This window comes from Kitasatospora sp. NPDC004289, assembly GCF_053602875.1.
In genome coordinates this window covers 50,388-69,245 of sequence record NZ_JBSGEL010000044.1, presented here as the reverse complement: position 1 = coordinate 69,245, position 18,858 = coordinate 50,388, and the positions used below count along the sequence as shown (strand labels likewise).

Genomic DNA, 18,858 nt, shown 5'->3' with positions numbered 1-18,858 from the left:
CGGGCCGGGGGCGGCGGCAGGAGCGGCGGGGGCGGCACGGCGGGCGGCGGCAGCACGGGCCGCGGCGGGGCCGGCACCGGTGCGGTGGCGGGCGCGGTCGGCACGGGTCCGGCGACCGGTCCGGTGTGCGGTCCGGTGTGCGGTTCGGGCGGTGGCCACGAGGCCGTCCCGGTGCCCGGCCCGGCCGGAGCGGACGGGCCGGTGGGCAGCGGGAGTTCGGCCCGCCGACGGAGCGCCAGGGTGACCGGGTCCGGCAGCCAGTGCCCGGTGAAGCGCAACTCGCCGCCCACCAGCGGGTGTTCGCGGGCGGCCCGGACCAGCTCGGCCGCCCCGGGCCGGTCCTCGGCCCGCTTGGCCAGGCAGGCGGTCACCAACTCCCGCAGGGCGTCCGGCACTCCGGCCAGTGCGGGCGGCTCGTGCACCACCCGGTAGAGCACCGCGGTGTCCGGACCGTCCCCGAACGGCAGCACCCCGCCGCTGACGTACGCCAGCAGCGCGCCGAGCGCGAACACGTCGGTGGCCGGGGTGACCGGCTGCCCCCGGATCTGCTCCGGGGCCATGTACGGCGGCGAGCCGATGGTCGAGCCGGAGTCGGTCAGCACGGTGGCGTGCGCGGCCCGGGCGATGCCGAAGTCGATCACCCGGGGGCCGTCCACCGCCATCAGCACGTTGGCCGGCTTGAGGTCCCGGTGCACCACCTCGACCAGGTGGATCGCCTGGAGCGCCTCGGCGATCCCGCCGAGCAGCAGCAGCGCCGTCCGGGCCGGCAGTGCGCCGTGCTCCCGGACCACCTCCTGGAGCGAGGGCCCCGGCACGTAGGCGGTCGCCAGCCAGGGCAGCTCCTCGTCCTCCCCGGCGTCCACCACCTGCGCGGTGTACAGGCCGTGGATCCGCCGGGCGTTGGCCACCTCGTGCCGGAACCGGCGGCGGAACTCCGGATCGGCGGCCAGCCGCCGCCGCACCACCTTGACCGCGACCGGCCGCCCGCCCGGCGTGTAGCCCAGGTAGACCCGCCCCATGCCGCCGGCCCCCAGCCGGGCCGCCAGGCGGTACCCGCCCACCTCCGACGGGTCCCCCGGCTCCAACGGCCGGAACACCGGGTCCGTGGTCATGTCCTCGCTCCCCCCGCACCGACATCGGTGGGACGAACATACGGCAGCACCGCTCGGCCCGGCAGGGGAACGACCGCGGGCCCCGCCCGCCGCCGGAGCGGTGGACGGGGCCCGGGTACGGACCGACGCGGCGTCAGAGGGTGAAGATCTCCTCCAGCAGCGCCTGCTGCTCGGCGGCGTGCCGCTTGGCCGAGCCGACCGCCGGGGCGGAGGACGCGGTGCGGGCGACGCGGCGCAGGCGGGCGCCGTTGGCGGAGCGGCCGATGACGACCTGGAGGTGGTCGACCAGGTTCATGGCGATGAACGGCCACGCACCCTGGTTGGCCGGCTCCTCCTGGGCCCAGACGAACTGGACGTTCTCGCCGTAGCGGGCCAGCTCCTCCTGGAGCTCGGCGACCGGGAGCGGGTAGAGCCGCTCCACCCGGACGATGGCGGTGTCGGTGATCCCGCGCTCGGCCCGGGCGGCCTCGACGTCGTAGTAGAACTTGCCCGCCGTGATGACCACCTTGCGGACGTTGGCCGGGTCGACGGTGGTGTCACCGATGACCGGGCGGAACGAACCGCTGAGGAACTCGCTGGTGGCGGACGCCGCAGCCTTCAGACGCAGCATCGACTTCGGGGTGAAGACGATGAGCGGCTTGTGGTGCGGGTTGTGCGCCTGCCAGCGGAGCAGGTGGAAGTAGTTCGACGGCAGGGTCGGCATGGCGACCGTCATGTTGTCCTGCGCGCACATCTGGAGGAAGCGCTCCGGGCGGGCGGACGAGTGGTCCGGGCCCTGGCCCTCGTAGCCGTGCGGCAGCAGCAGGGTGACGCCGGAGTGCTGGCCCCACTTCTGCTCGGCCGAGGCGATGTACTCGTCGACCATGGTCTGCGCGCCGTTGACGAAGTCGCCGAACTGCGCCTCCCACATCACCAGCGCGTTCGGCCGGGTGAGGGAGTAGCCGTACTCGAAGCCCATCGCCGCGTACTCGCTGAGCAGCGAGTCGTAGACGGTGTAGCGGGCCTGGTCCTCCGTCAGGTACAGCAGCGGGGTGTAGTCCTCGCCGGTGTTCCGGTCGATCAGCACCGCGTGGCGCTGGCCGAAGGTGCCGCGGCGCGAGTCCTGGCCGGCCAGGCGGACGGGGTGACCCTCCATCAGCAGCGAGCCGATGGCGAGGGTCTCGCCCATCGCCCAGTCGATGGTGTTGTCCTCGACCGAGGCGGCGCGGCGCTGCAGCTGCGGGAAGAGCCGCGGGTGGACGGTCAGCCACTCCGGCAGGTTGACCTGCGAGGCGGCGATCCGCTTCACCATCTCCTCGGAGATGCCGGTCTGGATGTTGACCGGGAAGTCGGCGACCGGCTTGCCGGCGGTGGCGCCCGACTGGGCACCGGCGGCGTCCCGGACCTCGGAGAAGACCTTCTCCAGCTGGCCCTGGAAGTCCTGGAGCGCCTGCTCCGCCTCTTCCATGGTGATGTCGCCGCGACCGATCAGGCCCTCGGTGTAGAGCTTGCGCACCGAGCGCTTCTTGTCGATCAGGTCGTACATCAGCGGCTGGGTGAACGACGGGTTGTCGGCCTCGTTGTGACCGCGGCGGCGGTAGCAGATGAGGTCGATGACGACGTCCTTGTGGAACGCCTGGCGGAACTCGAAGGCCAGCCGCGCGACGCGGACCACGGCCTCCGGGTCGTCGCCGTTCACGTGGAAGATCGGGGCCTCGATCATCCGGGCCACGTCGGTGCAGTACATCGACGAGCGGCTGCTGGCCGGGGCGGCGGTGAAGCCGACCTGGTTGTTGACCACCAGGTGGATGGTGCCACCGGTGCGGTAGCCGCGCAGCTGCGACATGTTCAGGGTCTCCGCGACCACGCCCTGGCCGGCGAAGGCCGCGTCGCCGTGGATCTGGATCGGCAGCACCGGGAAGGTGGTGCCGCCCTGGTCCAGCACGTCCTGCTTGGCGCGGACGATGCCCTCGACCACCGGGTCGACGGCCTCCAGGTGCGAGGGGTTGGCGGCCAGCGAGACCTTGATGGTCTCCCCGTCCAGGCCGGTGAAGGTGCCCTCGGAGCCCAGGTGGTACTTGACGTCGCCGGAGCCGTGCATCGACTTCGGGTCGAGGTTGCCCTCGAACTCGCCGAAGATCTTGCCGTACGGCTTGCCGACGATGTTGGCCAGCACGTTCAGGCGGCCGCGGTGGGCCATGCCGATGACGGCCTCGTCGAGGCGGTGCTCGGCGGCGGCGTCGATGGTCGCGTCCAGCAGCGGGATCAGCGACTCACCGCCCTCCAGGGAGAACCGCTTCTGCCCGACGTACTTGGTCTGCAGGAAGGTCTCGAAGGCCTCGGCCGAGTTCAGCCGGCGCAGGATGCGCAGCTGCTCCTCGCGCTCGGGCTTGGTGTACGGCTTCTCCAGGCGCTCCTGCAGCCACTTGCGCTGCTTCGGGTCCTGGATGTGCATGTACTCGATGCCGACCGTGCGGCAGTAGGTGTTGCGCAGCAGGCCGAGGATGTCGCGGAGCTTCATCATCTTCTGGCCGCCGAAGCCGCCGACCGCGAACTCGCGCTCCAGGTCCCACAGGGTGAGGCCGTGGTTGGTGACGTCCAGGTCGGGGTGCTTGCGCTGCTTGTACTCCAGCGGGTCGGTGTCGGCCATCAGGTGGCCGCGGACCCGGTAGGAGTGGATCAGCTCGATGACGCGCGCGGTCTTGTTGACCTCGTCGTCGTGGGTGGTGGCGACGTCGGTCGCCCAGCGCACCGGCTCGTACGGGATCCGCAGCGACTCGAAGACCTCGTCGTAGAAGTCGTTCCCGCCCAGCAGCAGCTGGTGGATCGACCGCAGGAACTCACCCGAACCGGCGCCCTGGATGACGCGGTGGTCGTAGGTGGAGGTCAGCGTCATGGTCTTGGAGACGCCGAGGCGGGCCAGCGTCTCCGGGGCGGAGCCCTGGAACTCGGCCGGGTACTCCATGGCGCCGACGCCGACGATGGTGCCCTGGTTCTGCATCAGGCGCGGCACGGAGTGCACGGTGCCGATGCCGCCGGGGTTGGTCAGCGAGACGGTGACGCCGGTGAAGTCGTCCATCGTCAGCTTGTTGGCGCGGGCCCGGCGGACGATGTCCTCGTAGGCCTGCCAGAAGCCCAGGAAGTCGAGGGTCTCGGCCTTCTTGATGGCCGCGACCACCAGCTGGCGGTCGCCGTTCGGCTTGACCAGGTCGATGGCGAGGCCCAGGTTCACGTGCTCGGGCTTCACCAGGTAGGACTTGCCGTCCTCCACCTTGTAGCTGTAGTTCATGCCCGGGTTGGCCTTGACGGCCTGGACCAGGGCGTAGCCGATCAGGTGGGTGAAGGAGACCTTGCCGCCACGGGCGCGCTGCAGGTGGTTGTTGATGACGATGCGGTTGTCGATCAACAGCTTCGCCGGGACGGCGCGGACCGAGGTCGCGGTCGGCACCTCCAGCGAGGCGTCCATGTTGGTGGCGACGGCCTTCGCCGGACCACGCAGCACGAGCAGCTCGGGGCCGGTCCCGTCGGCGGCGGGCGCGGGGGCCGGGGCGGCGGCCTTCGGCGCGGGCGGCGCGGCGGGTGCTGCGGCGAGCGGCGCGGGCGCCGGCTGGACCGGCGCGGCCGGTGCAGCGGGGGCGGGCGTCGCCGGAACGGCAGCAGGGGCAGGGGCGGCAACGGCGGTCGGCGTGGGGCCGACCTGGGTCGCGGCCTGGGTCACTGGAGTCACCTCGGTACCGGGCTTGTAGTCGGCGAAAAAGTCCCACCAGGCTCGGTCGACCGAGTTGGGATCCTGGAGGTACTGCTGGTAGATCTCGTCGACGAGCCACTCGTTGGGGCCGAAGCCAGTGGAGCTTGCCGAGCTGACGGGGGTTTCAGGGTGTGGCGACACGGGCAAACCGCCCTCTTCCGCTTCCTTTTGGGATGGTGGACAGCGGGGATTAAGGCTACGCCTACGATCACTGATCGCGCAGTCCCCCTGGGCCAGGCGTCACCCAGATCACAGTGCCGACCGGTTATTTGGCCGAAAATGTGCGTTAGAAAGTTCCAACCCCGGGGAAGCGATCGCCTCCCGAACGGGTGGAAATCCCCTCCAAGCAGGACAATACCGCAGGTCAGCGCGGTGCGGTCCGATCTGACGCAGTCCCGACCGCCGCGGCAATGTCCCAGTTCTGTGACAACTCGGCGGTAGCCGCCGGGCCGCCCGGCAGGGTGACCACGATGCGGCAGCCCCGGGCCGCCTCCGCGACCCCGATCCGGCCGCCGTGCAGGTCCACCGCCCAGCGGGCGATGGCCAGGCCCAGGCCGGTGCCGCCGTCGGAGCCCGGGCCCTGGGAGGTGGCGGTGCCGCTGCGGCCGAAGCGCTCGAAGACCCGGTCGCGGTCCTGCGCCGGGATGCCGGGGCCCTGGTCCTCGACCTCCAGCACCAGTGCGCCGGACTCCTCCCCGGCCCTGGCCCGGACGGTGACCGTCCCGCCGGTGGGGGAGTGCTTGCAGGCGTTGTCGACCAGGTTGGCCACCACCTGGTGCAGCCGCTCCGGGTCCGCCCAGGCGGTCAGCCCCGCCGGGCTGACGTCCAGGGCCAGGTGGACGTCGTCGCGCCGCCCGTGGGCGCCGGCCGCGGTGGCGCCGTCGACGGTCACCCCGCGCAGCACGCCGTCCAGGAAGGGGCTGACCTCGAAGGGGCGGGTGTCCAGCGGCACCACGCCGTCGTCCAGTTTGGAGAGGTCGAGCAGGTGGGTGACCAGCCGGCCCAGCCGCTCGGTCTGCTCCAGCGCGGCGCCCAGCGTCCGGGGGTCCGGCTTCACCACGCCGTCCACCACGTTCTCCAGCACGGCGCGCAGGGCGGCGATCGGCGTGCGCAGCTCGTGCGAGACGTTCGCGACCAGCTCCCTGCGGTGGCGGTCGGCCGCCTCCAGGTCGCCGGCCATCCGGTTGAAGGTCTCGGCGAGCTCGCCGATCTCGTCCCGCGAGTTCACCTCGACCCGGATGCTGTAGTCGCCCTCGGCCATCGCCCTGGCGGCCGCGGTCATGTCGCGCAGCGGCGCGGTGAGGCCGTGCGCCAGGAACTGCATGAAGAGCAGCGAGGCGATCATCGAGAAGATCATGATGATCCGGATCTGGGTCTCGGACCGGATCGCGACCACCACCATCAGGCTGGCCAGGAAGACCGAGACGATCACCAGCAGGGTGAGCTTGCCCTTGATCGATCGGACCGGGTCCAGCGGACGCACGTCGTCCCAGAGCCGGCTGGCGGCCCGGCTGGCCAGGCCCCGGTGGTCGCCGTCGTGGTGCTGTGCCGCGCGCTTGCGCTGTTGTGGGAAGGTCATCTCGCCCTCGCGTCCTGCCCGCTGACTCCGTACGGGTGCGGCGGAGCCAGGACCCCCCGGTCCCGGCCTTGCCGTCCTCCCGGTCAGGAGAGCGGTGCCTCCAGGGCGTACCCGACGCCGTGGACGGTGCGGATCCAGCTGGCGCCGATCTTCCGGCGCAGCGCCTTGACGTGGCTGTCCACGGTGCGGGTGCCGGACGCGTCGGTCCAGTCCCAGACCTCGGCCAGCAGCTGCTCGCGGGTGAGCACCGCGCGCGGCTGGGCGGCCAGGCAGGCCAGCAGGTCGAACTCGGTCGGCGTCAGGTGGACGTCACCGGTGCCGATCCGGACCCGGCGCTGCACGTGGTCGATCTCCAGGTCCCCGAAGCGCAGGCTGCCCAGCGCGGGCGTCCGGGCGGCCTGCTGGGCCCGCTCGACCCGGCGCAGCAGCACGTTGACCCGGGCGGCCAGTTCGCGCATCGAGAACGGCTTCGTCATGTAGTCGTCGGCACCGACCCCGAGGCCGACCAGCAGGTCGGTCTCGTCGTCACGGGCCGTCAGCATCAGCACCGGCACCGGGCGCTGGGCCTGGATCCGCCGGCAGACCTCCAGGCCGTCGAAGCCGGGCAGCATCACGTCCAGCACCACCAGGTCCGGCTGCCAGGTGTGGAAGCCGTCCACCGCGCCGGGGCCGTCGTGCGCCACCGCCACCTTGAAGCCCTCGGCCCCGAGCCGGGCCGCGATGGACTCGGCGATGGTGGGCTCGTCCTCCACGACGAGCACCCGTCGCTGGGTGCCCACCGCGCTGTTGTTGTTGGTCTCCTGCTGAATCTCTGTCACGGTCACGCCACCGCCCCCAGGGCTGCGGCCCGGCTGCCTGTGGGGACAGCGGGGTCCGCTCGTAGTCGTCTTGTGTTCCGTCGGCGGGCCCGTGCCGGGGCCCGAAAAGCACCCGGACCGTCCGCCGAGGTCACGGGCTCCCGGAAGGGTGCGCAGGTGTGGTCCGCGCATCCGTTCCGCTCTGGTCGCAGCGTACGTACACCGCGAGCATCCCGGCAGGTGAACCGGGCACAACCGGCCTGTTGACCGGCCTCGCCCCGGGCCCGGGATGCGGCACGGGGCGATACCTTACCCGCCGAAAATATCGCCCGTAACGGTGCGTATGCCGTTGAAGGGATGGCAGACTCCTGGGCGGGTTCGCTACTGGTCCGTAGGCGTAGGGCTGGTCCGGACCAACGGCGGGCAGGGTTCGAACCGAGCTCACAGCGGATTCACAGGAGGCTCCCAGTACGGGGAAGTACCGTGGGCGTTCTGCGAAGTACCGTGAGCACGACAAGTCACATGGTGGCACGAGTGGACCGGAGGGCGGAATGGCTGATCTCCGGCTCCGGCTGCGCGCCCGGCTGCGGAGCGTGCTCCCCACGCCCCGCCGCAACCCCTTCGCGCTCGGGTACCTCGCGCTGCTGCTCGGCACCACGCTGTTCGCCCGCTTCGGCGATCCGGCGGTCGTCGACCGGCTGCAGGCGTTCTCCAGCTCGGACGCCCACAACCTGCTGGACCACCCCGTCGGCTCCCTGCTGCTGAGCGGGACGTGGGTGGCCGGGCCGGTCTGGATGCCGTACTTCTGGGCCTTCGCCGTCACCGTGGCGCCGCTGGAGCGGCGGGTCGGCGGTCGGCGGGCGGCGGCGGTCTTCGTGGCCGGGCACGTGCTCGCGACGCTGCTCTCGCAGGCGGTGGTGCTGGTGGTCGTCGCGGCCGGGCGGTTGGACGGCGCGGCGCTCGACGGCCTGGACATCGGTGTGAGCTACGGCGTGTTGGCGTCCCTCGGGGCGCTCGCCGGTCTTCTCGCGCTCCCCGGGCGTCTGTGCGCGCTGGGTGCGGCCGGCGCCCTGATCGGTCATCAACTCCTGGACGACGCCGACCTCGTGACCGGTGTCGGCCACCCGGCGGCCCTGCTCGTGGGCGTCGCCCTCTGGCCCTGGCTGCGCCGCACCACCGGCCCGGGGCACCTCGCCCTGCGGCGGCTGGAGCCCTCGGAGGCCTGAGCCCGGGGCCGGCGGACGTGGCTGCGCCACCGGGGGGATGCGAGCGTGGCTGCGCCACCGGGGGCGCGAGGAACTGCGCGCGGGGGAACGGCACCGCCTGCAACTGGCTCGCGTGTCCCGATCTCACGCTGGTCCGCCTTCCGTTCTCGCGCAGTTCCCCGCGCCCCCGGAGGGGTGGCCACTCGCGTTGGGGGCGGCGGAGCGTGCAACTGGCTCGTGTGCCCCGATCTGGCGGTGGGTCGCCTTCCGTTCTCGCGCAGTTCCTCGCGCCCCTGCGGGGGGCGGCCGCTGGCCTCAGGGGAGCTGGTGGTGGCGGGCGAGTTCGGCGAAGACGGGGCCGGTGGCGGCGGAGAGGCGGACGGGGCCGCGGGTGGCGGTGGCGCAGTCGCCGTCGGGGGTCTCCAGGAGGGTGGGTGGGCTCCAGGGGCCGGGGAGGGCGGCGCAGGCGGCCAGCAGGGCGGCGCGGACGTCCGTGGTGTCGAGCCAGGTGGGCCGGACCACGGCGGTGGGTCCGTGCGGGGCGCGGCCGGTGGTGACGGTGGCGTCGGGGGCGAGGGCGTCGACCAGTTCGCGGGCGAGCCGCTCGGCCAGGGCGGTGGCCGACGGGTCGTCGGGGTCCGCGGACCCGACGGTGACCAGCAGCCAGAGCGAGAGGTGGTCGATCAGCTCGCGGACGGCGTCCGCCGTCGTCGCCCCGGCCGGGCCGGGCTGCTCCGGCGCGGCCGGGTCGCGGCCCAGCTCGGCGTAGAGCAGTGGCCGCCCGTCGGCGTCGTCGAGCCGGGCGAAGGGTTCGCCGTCCCAGACCTCCAGGCCGGCCAGGTCGAGGCCGAGCTCGGCGGCCGGCCCCGCCAGGACGGTGCGCAGGGCCTGCTCGGTGGTGCCGCCCGGGTGCGGGGCGGCGAGCAGCAGCCCGTCCGCGTCCTCGGCGAGGGCCCGGTTGCGGAGGGCGGCGGGAAGCCTGCGGGGCTCCGGGAGGTTGACCCGGATGCCGAACTCGGTGGGCTGGATATCCACGTCCGGCACTCTGGCGCACCGCCCCCGCCTGGGGCAATGCCCTGATCGCTCAGAGCGAACAAGCTCCGGGGAACATTGGCGGCTCACCGAACCTTAGTCAGGTCAACTCAACTTCACTGACTGGGGAGAGATCATGGCATCGACGTCCACTCCGCTCACCCTGCCCGTGCTCCCCCTCGACGACGAGGTCGTGCTCCCCGGCATGGTGGTCCCGCTGGACCTGAAGGACTCCGAGGTCCGCGCCGTCGTGGACGCCGCCCGGGCCGCCGTCTCCGGCGGGGCCAAGCCGCAGGTGCTGCTGGTGCCGCGGCTGGACGGCACCTACGCCTCGGTCGGCACGCTGGCCACCGTCGAGCAGGTCGGCCGGCTCTCGGACGGGGACCCGGCGGCGCTGGTCCGCGCGGTCCGACGGGTCCGGATCGGTGCCGGGACGACCGGCCCCGGTGCGGCGCTCTGGGTGGAGACCAGCACCTTCCACGAGTCGGACGCCGGGCTGCCGGTGGCCGGCCGGGCCGCCGAGCTGGTGAAGGAGTACAAGGCGCTCTCCACCCACTGGCTGCGCAAGCGCGGCGCCTGGCAGGTGGTCGACCGGGTCTCGCAGATCGACAAGGTCGGCGAGCTGGCGGACAACATCGGGTACGCCCCCTTCGTCACCGCCGAGCAGAAGCTCAAGGTGCTGCTGGAGTCCGACCAGCTGGCCCGTCTGGAGTACGCGCTGGTCCTGCTCCGCGAGCACCTCGCGGAGGAGGAGGTCAACGACACCATCCGCAAGGACGTCGAGGAGGGCGTGGCCAAGCAGCAGAAGGAGTTCCTGCTGCGCCGTCAGCTGGAGGCGGTCCGCAAGGAGCTCGCCGAGCTGAACGGGGACCCGGCCGACGAGGAGGGCGACTACCGGGCCCGGGTCGAGGCGGCCGAGCTGCCGGAGAAGGTCCGGGAGGCCGCGCTCAAGGAGGTCGACAAGCTGGAGCGCTCCTCCGACCAGTCGCCCGAGGGCTCCTGGATCCGCACCTGGCTGGACACCGTCCTCGAACTGCCGTGGAACGTGCGGACGGAGGACTCCTACGACATCAACGCCGCCCGCGCGGTACTGGACGCGGACCACGCGGGCCTGGCGGACGTGAAGGACCGGATCGTGGAGTACCTGGCCGTGCGCAAGCGGCGCGCGGACCAGGGGTTGGGCCAGATCGGCGGCCGGCGCGGCGGTGCGGTGCTGGCCCTGGTCGGGCCGCCCGGCGTCGGCAAGACCTCGCTCGGCGAGTCGGTCGCCCGGGCCATGGGCCGGGAGTTCGTCCGGGTGGCGCTCGGCGGCGTGCGGGACGAGGCGGAGATCCGCGGGCACCGGCGCACCTACGTCGGCGCGCTGCCCGGCCGGATCGTCCGGGCGATCAAGGAGGCCGGGTCGATGAACCCGGTGGTCCTGCTGGACGAGATCGACAAGGTCGGCTCCGACTACCGGGGCGACCCGGCGGCCGCCCTGCTGGAGGTGCTCGACCCGGCGCAGAACCACACCTTCCGCGACCACTACCTGGAGGTCGAGCTCGACCTCTCCGACGTGGTCTTCCTGGCCACCGCCAACGTGCTGGAGTCCATCCCCGAGCCGCTGCTCGACCGGATGGAGCTGGTCCGCCTGGACGGCTACACCGAGGACGAGAAGGTCACCATCGCCCGCGACCACCTGCTGCCCCGTCAGCTGGAGCGGGCCGGCCTCAGGCCCGAGGACGTGACCGTCGGCGAGGACGCGCTGCGCAAGCTCGCGGGGGAGTACACCCGTGAGGCGGGCGTGCGCACCCTGGAGCGCTCGGTGGCCCGGATCCTGCGGAAAGTCGCGGCCGAAGCCGAGCTTGGGGCGCGAGAGCTCCCCGCCGCCATCGGAGCCGAGGACCTGCGGGCGCTGATCGGCCGGCCGCACCACACCCCGGAGGCGGCCCAGGAGCCGGCCGAGCGGCGCACCGCCGTCCCCGGCGTGTCCACCGGCCTCGCCGTCACCGGCGCCGGCGGCGACGTCCTCTACATCGAGGCCTCGCTTGCCGATCCGGAGACCGGCTCCACCGGCCTCACCCTGACGGGCCAGCTGGGCGACGTGATGAAGGAGTCCGCGCACATCGCGCTCTCCTACCTGCGCTCGCGAGGCGCCGAGCTGGAGCTGCCGGTCACCGGGCTGCGGGAGCGCGGCATCCACCTGCACGTCCCGGCGGGCGCCGTCCCCAAGGACGGCCCGAGCGCCGGCATCACCATGACCACGGCGCTGGCCTCGCTGCTCTCCGGGCGGAGGGTCCGCCCCGAGGTCGCGATGACGGGTGAGGTCTCGCTGACCGGGCGGGTGCTGCCGGTCGGCGGCATCAAGCAGAAGCTGCTGGCGGCCGACCGGGCCGGGATCACCACGGTGATCATCTCCAAGCGGAACGAGCCCGACCTGGACGACCTGCCGGCCGAGGTGCTGGAGCGGCTCACCGTGCACACGGTCTCGGACGTGCGGGAGGTGCTGGAGCTGGCGTTGGAGCCGGCGGCGGTGCCGGTCGCGGCCTGAGGGTGCGTCGGGCCCAGCAGGGTGGCCGTTTTGCCCTGCCGGGCCCGACGCACGTGCAACTGGCTGTGCTGCCCTCAGTTGAGGTGAGGGTCTTCCGCTTCGCGCAGTTCCTCGCGCCCCTGGTTGCCCCTGGCGGGGCACCAGGGGCGCGGCCCGTACCGTGAGACGGGTCTTGTGTGACGGTCCGTCAGCACGGCAGGATCCCCCGCATGGACCGCCACACGCACCTGAGCCGTCGACTCGCCGTCGACCTGGCCCGTGCGTCCTCGGCCATCTGTCACCGCGCGCGCTGATCCGCGCGGTGCCCTCCCGCCCGGCCGATCGCCGGGCTCCTCTCACGTCCCACCGGGCGGAGTGCACCCCTGTCGTGCCCCTCCTCCCGGAAACGGACTCCCATGCGCCTGCGCACCCGCGCCGCCGTGCTCGTCACCGCCGCGCTGCTGCTCTCCGCCCAAGCCCCGGCCCACGCGGCCGCCGAGCCGTACGCCCCGCTCCCGCCGGCCAACCCGTACGCGGGCCCGCCCGGGACCGCGACCATGCACGGCGACACCGGTTCCTCGGACGCCACCCCGCTGCCCGGCCCGGGCGCGGGCAGCATCGGCTCGCACCGGACGGCGCTGGCCTCGGCCTGCCCGACCGTGCTGGTCGGCGCCGACGGCCTCCCGGTGGCCCTGTGCACCGAGATCTTCGGCCGGGCCCCCACCGTCCACCTGCTCGACCCGTCCGACGGCCGCTCGCTGACCGAGCTGACCCTCGCCAAGGGCTCGCTGCTCGGCGGGGTGTACGCGTACCTGGACCACCGTGACCGGCTGGTCGTCGTGGACGGCAACCGCGACCTGCTGCGGATCGGCCACCGCCGCACGGCCTCCGGCGGCTGGCAGCTGACCGTGGACTCCCGCCTCCCGCTGGCCGGGGCCGTCCCGGACGGCGACGCGGTGACCGGCCTGTCGCCGGACTGGCAGGGCCGGGTCTGGTTCGCCACCGGCGGCGGCGTGGTCGGCACCGCCGACGACGGGAGCACCGGCGCCGTCCGCACCCTGGCCCTCCCGGCTGGCGAGACGATCGCCAACTCCATCTCCACCGCTCCCGAGGGCGCGGCGGTCACCACCACCCACGCCACCTACCTGCTCACCGCCCGCCCGGACGGGACCCCCGAGGTGCGCTGGCGCCGGCCGTACGACCGGGGCCCGGGCCGCAAGCCCGGCCAGCTCAGCTGGGGCAGCGGCTCCACCCCGACCTTCTTCGGCCCGCGCACCGGCACGGACTACCTGACCGTGGTCGACAACGCGGCCCCGACCGTCAACCTGTTGGTCCACCGGACCTCCGACGGCGGGCTGGTCTGCTCCGTCCCGGTGCTCAGGGCCGGCGGCAGCGGCAGTGAGAACTCCCCGGTGGCGGTGGGCAACGCGGTCTTCGTGGCCAGCACCTACGGCTACCCGTACCCGGCCCTGCCGGACGGCGCAGGGCCCAGCGTGCCCTCCTCCGCCGCCTTCCGCGGCGGCCTCAGCCGGGTGGACGTACGGGCCGACGGCAGCGGCTGCGACCTGCGCTGGGACAACCGCACCCGGTCCGCCGCGGTGCCCCGGCTCTCCACCGCCGACGGGCTGCTGCGCACGGTGCTGCGCGAACCGGTGATCCCCGGCACCGACGGCACCTCGGCGCTCGACCCGTACCGCTACGCGGAGATCGATCCGGAGACCGGCCGCACCGTGCGGACGGCGTACCTCGGGGCCGGCTTCCTCTTCGACACGCTGCAGATGGTGGGGTCGATCGCGCCCGGCCGGGTGGTCCTCCAGGGCACCACCACGGGCGTGCTGCGGATCGCGGTGGAGTAGTCGTTCCCGGGCGGACGGTCCGAGTACCCGTGCCCCGGGACGGCGTGCGAGACTGCCGAAATGCCGTCACCCACGCAACGGGCTCTGTCCCGAGTCCCGCACCGGGCGCGACCGTTCCTGGTCAAGCACCGCAAGCTGGTGAAGTTCCTGCTCGTGGGCGGGACCTGCTTCCTGCTCACCCTGGTGATCAACCTCAGCCTGCGGGCCACCGTCCTGAGCGCCAAGCCGGTGGCCGCGCTGACCATCGCGACCCTGATCGCCACCGTGGTCTCGTACCTGCTGAACCGGCAGTGGTCGTTCCGCGCGTACGGGCACAAGCGCGAGGCGGTGCTGTTCTTCGTGGTCAGCGGTCTGGCCATCGTGGTGAACAGCCTTCCGCTGGCGTTCTCCCAGTACGTGCTGGACCTGCGGGAACCGCACATCTCGAAGTTCGGCGAGGACGTCGCGGACTTCCTCAGCGGCATGATCGTCGGCACCCTGCTGGCGATGGTCTTCCGCTACTGGGCGATGGCCAGGTTCGTCTTCACCGACCGTCTGGACACCCGGTCGGAGCAACAGCCGGAGCCCGAGCGGGTCTGACCCGCCCGTCGTCCTCGGAAGCCCGGCCCCGTCCCACGGGGGCCGGGCTTCCGCCGTCCGGGCCGGGCCCGGTCAGATCCAGCCCTTCTCCTTGGCCAGCAACCCGGCCTGGAAGCGGTTGGCGGCGCCCAGGCGCTGCATCAGGTCGGCGATGTAGCGGCGGAAGGTGCGCAGTGAGACGCCCATCTCGCGGGCGGCCGCCTCGTCCTTGTCGGTGCGCGCCAGCACGTCGAGGACGCGCCGCTCCAGCGGGCCGAGCGGGGCCGGGGCGGGGGTCTCGGTGGGGGCGGCGGGGAGCTCGCGGCCGCTCGACCAGACCTGCTCGAACCAGGCGACCGTGTTCGCCACCACGCCGGCCTGACGGATCACCAGGGTGGCCCGGAGGTAGTCGTCCGGGTCCACCGGGACCATCGCGGTGCTGCGGTCCCAGACCACCATCCGCCGGATCGCCTGGTCGGTGGCGCGGACCTCGGCGCCGTGCGCGACCAGCTCGCGCAGGTAGGCCAGGGTGTCCGGGTCGGCGAGCGCCTCGGGGCCGGCCACGGTGCGCCAGCGGATGCCGCGGCGCAGCATCCGCAGGTCGGACTCGCGGGCCTGGGCGATGCTCTCCGGCTGCCAGCGGTTCGGCAGCAGGGCCATCAGCTCGCGGAAGGTGAAGAAGCCCAGCTCGGTGAGGCGTTCGCGGATGGCGTCCACCCCGTCCACCCGCTCGATGTCGCCGACCGGCGTCTCGGCCAGGCCGTGCTTGTGCTCCTCGGCCAGCGCCGGGATGGCCTTGCGGGCGGCGGCCACCTGGTCCCCGGCGAGCTTGAGCGCGCCGAGCTCCCGCTCCACCAGCCACTCCACGGCCACGGCCGGGTCGGAGACCAGCACGGTGTGCCGATCGGAGACCCGGAGCAGCCCCTTGTCCTGAAGCTCCGTCAGGGCCCCGGCCAGTGCGGCCGGTTCGAGCCCGAAGGAGGCGGCGGCCTCCTCGGTGTCGTGCCCCGGATGTCTCAGGAAGTAGCGGTAAAGCCTCAGTTGGTCATCGGACACGCCAAGTGCGGTCAGACCCGACATTGTTCCCCGTCCCCCGTCGAGCGTGGCAACAAGCTGTCACCCCTTGCCACTTCTGACACTAGATCATCTTTCCCGCCCCCAGCAGGCTGGGGGCATGCCCAAGATCCTCACCCCCTCCACCACCGCCACGGCCGAAGCCGTCCGGCTGGCCTCCGTGACCAAGGTGTACGGCCGCGGCGCCGCCGCCGTGCACGCGCTGCGCGGGGTCACCGTCGACATCCCGCGCGGCAGCTTCACGGCGGTGATGGGGCCGTCCGGCTCCGGCAAGAGCACCTTCCTGCACTGCGCGGCCGGCCTGGACCGGCCCACCGGGGGCGCCGTGACGCTGGGCGGCACCGAGCTGGCCGGGCTGGACGAGACGGCGCTGACCCACCTGCGCCGGGACCGGATCGGCTTCGTCTTCCAGGCCTTCAACCTGCTGCCCTCGCTGACGGTCCTGCAGAACATCACGCTGCCGCTGCTGCTGGCGGGCCGCAAGCCCGACCGGGAGTGGCTGGAGCGGATCGTCGAGCGGGTCGGCCTCGCGGGCCGCACCGGGCACCGCCCGGCCGAGCTCTCCGGCGGCCAGCAGCAGCGGGTGGCCATCGCCCGGGCGCTGGTGACCAGGCCGGAGGTGGTCTTCGGGGACGAGCCGACCGGCGCGCTGGACACCATGACGGCCAAGGAGGTGCTCGGACTGCTGCGCCAGACCGTGGACGAGCTGGGCCAGACCGTGGTCATGGTGACCCACGACCCGGTGGCCGCCGGGTACGCCGACACCGTGCTGTTCCTGGCGGACGGCGACGTGGTGGACGCGATGCCCGCGCCCACCGCCGACCGGGTGGCCGAGCGGATGAGCCGGCTGGGGGCGTGGGCCTGATGTTCACCCTCGCGCTCTCCACCCTGCGCGCCCGCAAGGGCGCCTTCGTCGGGGCCTTCGTCGCCCTGTTCTGCGCCGCCGCGCTGGTCACCGCCTGCGCCGCGCTGCTGGAGACCGGCCTGCGCGGCCGGATCCCGACCGAGCGCTACGCCGGCACCCCGGTGCTGGTGACGGCCGATCAGGAGGTGCACTGGACCTCGGAGAAGAAGGGCAAGACCAAGGAGAAGGCCAAGCCGCTGACCGAGCGGGCCTGGCTGGACGCCGGGCTCACCGAGCGGCTCGCCGCCGTCCCCGGGGTGCGCGCCGCCGTCCCCGAACTCACCTTCCCGGCCCACCTGGTGGCCCCCGACGGCAGGGTCCGGCCGGGCGCCTCCTGGGGGCACGCCTGGGACTCCGCCGCGCTGACCCCGTACGCGCTGCGCGAGGGCCGGGCCCCGGCCGCCGCGAACGAGCTGGTGGTGGACGCCGCCGCCGGGCAGCCGGTGGGCGCCACCGTCACCGTGCAGTCCACCGGCGCGCCCGCCGCGTACACGGTGGTCGGCGTCGCGGCCCCGCAGGGCCGGGTCGAGCGCCAGTCCTCGCTGTTCTTCGCCGCCGCCGAGGCCCGCCGGCTGGCGGGGCACCAGGGCCGGGTCGCCGTGATCGGCCTGCTGACCGCTCCGGGGGCCGACCCGGCCGCCGTGCGGCGCGGCGCCGAGGCGGCGCTGGCGGGCACCACCGCCAAGGTGCGCACCGGGGACGAGCGCGGCCCGGTGGAGTTCCTGGACGCGGGCAAGGCCCGGGTCAGCCTGGTCAGCCTGGGCGCGGCGATGGGCGGCACCTCGCTGCTGGTCGCGCTGCTGGTGGTCACCGGCACCTTCGCGCTCTCCGTGCAGCAGCGGGCCCGGGAGCTGGCGCTGCTGCGGGCGGTCGGGGCGACGCCCCGTCAGCTGCGCCGGATGGTGGGCCGGGAGGCGCTGGTGGTCGGCCTGCTGGCCGGAGTGCCGGGGGCGCTGGCCGGGCTGCTGCTGGCGGGTTGGATGCACGGCCGCTTCGTCGCGGTCGGCGCGCTGCCGGACACCCTGGAGCTGACGCTCAGTGCCGTCCCGCCGCTGCTGGCCGTCCCGGCCACGCTGCTGGCGGCCTGGGGCGCGGCCCGGGTCTCGGCCCGCCGCCCGGCCCGGGTGCACCCGACCGAGGGCCTGGCCGAGGCCGCGCAGCCCAAGCCCGGCATCGGCGCCGGCCGACTGGCCGCCGGCCTGCTGCTGGCGGCCGGGTACGGGGCGCTGGTGTACGTGCTGAGCGGTCTGCGCACCGAGGCCGCCGCCACCCCGGTGACCTTCCTGAGCGTGATCCTGGCCGCCGCCGCGATCGCCCTGCTGGGCCCGCTGGTGACCAGGGTGGCCACCTTCCTGCTGGGCCGGGTCGCCCGGCTGGCCGCACCCGCGGCGGGCTTCCTGGCCGAGCAGAACACCCGGGCGAACGCCAAGCGGCTGGCCGCCGTGGTCACCCCGCTGAGCCTGGCGGTGGCGATGGCCTCCACCATCCTGTTCACCCAGACCACGGCCTCCCACGCGGCCCGCGAGCAGGCCGTGGCCGGGACCAGCGCGCCGTACGTGCTGGCCGCCGCGGGGCCGGGCGTGCCCGGGGCGGCGGCCGAGGCGGTCCGCCGGGTGCCGGGGGTGCAGGCGGTGACCGAGGTGCTGCGCACCTCGGTGCGGGCCGGGCAGGACAAGTTCCCGGCCCAGGGCGTCACCCCGCAGGGCCTGGCCCGCACCCTGGACCCGCAGGTGGGCGCGGGGTCGCTGGACGCGATGGCCGAGGACACCGTGGCGGTCAGCGAGCTGGCCGCCGAGGTCAAGGGCGTCACGGTGGGGGACCGGCTGGAGGTGACCCTCGGGGACGGCACCGCCGCCCCGCTGCGGGTGGTCGCGGTCTACCACCGCGGTCTGGGCTTCGGGGACCTGCTGCTGCCCCGCGGTCTGGTCGCCGCGCACGTGGACGTCCCGCTGGCCTCCTCGGTCCTGGTGGCGGGCACCGCCGACCGGGCCGCGCTGGCCGCCGCCGTCCGGCCGTTCCCGGCGGTGCGGGTGCTGGACCGGGCCCAGGTGGACGCCGCCCGGGAGGCCCAGGCGGGCACCCAGGCGCAGGTCAACTACGTGGCGATGGGCCTGATCATCGCCTTCACCGGCATCGCGGTGGTGAACACCCTGGTGATGGCGACCGCCGCCCGGCGCCGCGAGTTCGCGATGCTGCGGCTGATCGGCACGACGGCCCGTCAGGTCCGGGCGATGCTCCGCTGGGAGACCCTGACGGTGGTGCTGCTCGCGGTGGCGCTCGGCACGGCGGTGGCGGCCCTGACGCTGGGCGCGTACAGCGCGGGCATGACCGGCTCGGGCACCCCGTACGCCCCGCCGCTGACCTGGCTCGGCGTGGTCGGCGCGGCCGCCCTGCTGGCCTTCGCGGCCACCGCGCTGCCCGCCCGGGCCGCGCTGCGGGCCCACCCGGCGGACGCGATCGGCGCCCGGGAGTAGCAACGGCGGCGGGGCCGCACCGGAGGTATCC

At 73.7% G+C, this 18,858-nt stretch carries 12 protein-coding genes; 6 read left to right on the top strand and 6 right to left on the bottom strand.

Annotation, left to right across the window (positions count from 1 at the left end):
* From ACWEPF_RS26585 to ACWEPF_RS26570, 4 genes are all read right to left on the bottom strand, one after another.
* Positions 1 to 1,112, bottom strand: a 1,112-nt coding sequence (locus tag ACWEPF_RS26585; RefSeq protein ID WP_452174490.1) for a serine/threonine-protein kinase, incomplete at its 3' end; no start/stop codon positions are given.
* Positions 1,113 to 1,245: 133 nt separating this feature from the next.
* Entirely contained in the window at positions 1,246 to 4,980 is a 3,735-nt protein-coding gene (locus ACWEPF_RS26580; RefSeq protein WP_345290042.1) for a multifunctional oxoglutarate decarboxylase/oxoglutarate dehydrogenase thiamine pyrophosphate-binding subunit/dihydrolipoyllysine-residue succinyltransferase subunit, read from the bottom strand.
* Between the two features lie 223 nt (positions 4,981 to 5,203).
* Positions 5,204 to 6,418: a sensor histidine kinase gene (locus tag ACWEPF_RS26575; RefSeq protein WP_452174489.1), complete on the bottom strand. Its 1,215-nt coding sequence runs from the start codon at positions 6,416 to 6,418 to the stop codon at positions 5,204 to 5,206.
* Between the two features lie 83 nt (positions 6,419 to 6,501).
* Positions 6,502 to 7,236: a response regulator transcription factor gene (locus ACWEPF_RS26570; RefSeq protein ID WP_345290044.1), complete on the bottom strand. Its 735-nt coding sequence runs from the start codon at positions 7,234 to 7,236 to the stop codon at positions 6,502 to 6,504.
* Positions 7,237 to 7,766: 530 nt separating this feature from the next.
* Here ACWEPF_RS26570 and ACWEPF_RS26565 point away from each other — a divergent pair.
* Complete coding sequence (locus ACWEPF_RS26565) at positions 7,767 to 8,441, top strand: rhomboid-like protein (RefSeq protein ID WP_345290045.1); 675 nt, start codon at positions 7,767 to 7,769, stop codon at positions 8,439 to 8,441.
* Positions 8,442 to 8,735: 294 nt separating this feature from the next.
* On the opposite strand, the gene ACWEPF_RS26560 is transcribed toward ACWEPF_RS26565, so the two are convergent.
* Entirely contained in the window at positions 8,736 to 9,455 is a 720-nt protein-coding gene (locus ACWEPF_RS26560; RefSeq protein ID WP_452174488.1) for a hypothetical protein, read from the bottom strand.
* 133 nt (positions 9,456 to 9,588) lie between these two features.
* Between ACWEPF_RS26560 and lon the strand changes: the two genes are divergently transcribed.
* From lon to ACWEPF_RS26545, 3 genes are all read left to right on the top strand, one after another.
* Positions 9,589 to 11,982, top strand: a complete 2,394-nt coding sequence (gene lon, locus ACWEPF_RS26555) for an endopeptidase La (RefSeq protein WP_452174487.1) — start codon at positions 9,589 to 9,591, stop codon at positions 11,980 to 11,982.
* A gap of 395 nt (positions 11,983 to 12,377) precedes the next feature.
* A complete protein-coding gene (locus ACWEPF_RS26550) occupies positions 12,378 to 13,817 on the top strand; it encodes a hypothetical protein (RefSeq protein WP_452174486.1) in 1,440 nt (479 codons plus the stop codon).
* Between the two features lie 60 nt (positions 13,818 to 13,877).
* Positions 13,878 to 14,396 carry a GtrA family protein gene (locus ACWEPF_RS26545; RefSeq protein ID WP_380150127.1) on the top strand — a complete coding sequence of 173 codons (519 nt, stop codon included), beginning with the start codon at positions 13,878 to 13,880 and terminating at the stop codon, positions 14,394 to 14,396.
* A gap of 72 nt (positions 14,397 to 14,468) precedes the next feature.
* Here ACWEPF_RS26545 and ACWEPF_RS26540 read toward each other — a convergent pair whose 3' ends face one another.
* On the bottom strand, positions 14,469 to 15,431 hold the full coding sequence (locus ACWEPF_RS26540) for a helix-turn-helix transcriptional regulator (protein ID WP_452174485.1): 963 nt from the start codon (positions 15,429 to 15,431) through the stop codon (positions 14,469 to 14,471).
* A 118-nt stretch (positions 15,432 to 15,549) separates the two neighbouring features.
* Here ACWEPF_RS26540 and ACWEPF_RS26535 point away from each other — a divergent pair, with 118 nt between their 5' ends.
* Both ACWEPF_RS26535 and ACWEPF_RS26530 read left to right on the top strand, forming a co-directional pair.
* A complete protein-coding gene (locus ACWEPF_RS26535; protein WP_452174484.1) occupies positions 15,550 to 16,314 on the top strand; it encodes an ABC transporter ATP-binding protein in 765 nt (254 codons plus the stop codon).
* The gene (locus ACWEPF_RS26530; protein WP_452174483.1) at positions 16,314 to 18,827 is read left to right on the top strand and encodes an ABC transporter permease; all 2,514 of its coding nucleotides are present in this window, start codon (positions 16,314 to 16,316) and stop codon (positions 18,825 to 18,827) included. Before ACWEPF_RS26535 ends, ACWEPF_RS26530 begins: the two co-directional genes overlap by 1 nt.
* Positions 18,828 to 18,858 lie beyond the last annotated feature (31 nt).